At 48.4% G+C, this 972-nt stretch carries 1 pseudogene; it reads right to left on the bottom strand.

The annotated features are described in order from the left end of the window. Nucleotides 1-919: pseudogene (locus BACCOP_RS02625) on the bottom strand (TonB-dependent receptor); the annotation flags it as partial. Between the last annotated feature and the right edge of the window lie 53 nt (nucleotides 920-972).

Raw genomic sequence — 972 nt, 5'->3', positions numbered from 1 at the left:
CGAAAACGGTGGGTGATTTTCCCGTTGATGTCGTGAAAGGATAACGCACGTTCTTTTTGTCATCGGGATTGGAACGGTTGAGCAGGAAGAATGCCGGAGCTGTGAAAAGATCTGCCCAACTTCTTCGCATGGCTATGTTGAACGAGGTCTTGTCTTTTATGATCGGGCCTTCAAACTGGACTCTGCCATCGAGCAGCCCCAAGGAGAAAGTCCCGTGAAACTCCTTCATGTTCCCCTCTTTGGTGCGTACATCCACTACGGAAGAAAGTCTGCCGCCGTAACGTGCCGGGAAACCGCTTTTATAGAAATCCACGTTTTTGATAATATCCGTATTGAAAGCGGAGAACAGCCCGCCCAAATGGTTGATCTGGTAAAGCGGTGTTCCGTCCAGCAGAAAAAGGTTCTCATCGTTCTTGCCTCCGTGTACATACATGCCGGAAAGCAGCTCCGTTCCGGAAGCCACACCGGGAATATTCTGGAGGGTCTTTACCAAGTCCGGTGAACTAAGCAGCGAAAACTCCGTATTCAACTGTTCCGAGGTCAGCGACACTTTGCCGGTCTGTGTCGTGCGGAGGGAAGCGTTCAAGTCTGCAACCACTACTACTTCTTTCAGCGAAGTATTGCTTTCTTTCAGGTAGATGACACCGTTGTAATTGGATGTCAAATCCACCTCCTTCACCACATCCTGATAACCTATATAAGAGAAACGAAGTTTGTGTTTCCCCTCCGGCAGCGTAATGCTGAAAAATCCCTGTTCGTTACTCAGTGTTCCCGTTTGGGTATTCAAATCGAAAATGGTCACGTTGATCAGCGTTTCTCCCTTATCCTCGCATATGTGGCCGGAAAAAGTATAGTTGTTCTGGCGGAACAGCAGGACATATTCTCCCTGAATCTCCCATCGGATGCCGGTTCCGCTGAAATCCTTTTTATGTTCTAAGGTAATGAACTGCTCCGCTGGCAAAAAACCTTAGG

This window comes from Phocaeicola coprocola DSM 17136, from assembly GCF_000154845.1.
Taxonomy (GTDB): Bacteria; Bacteroidota; Bacteroidia; order Bacteroidales; family Bacteroidaceae; genus Phocaeicola; species Phocaeicola coprocola.
This window is presented reverse-complemented; position numbering and strand designations above follow the sequence as displayed.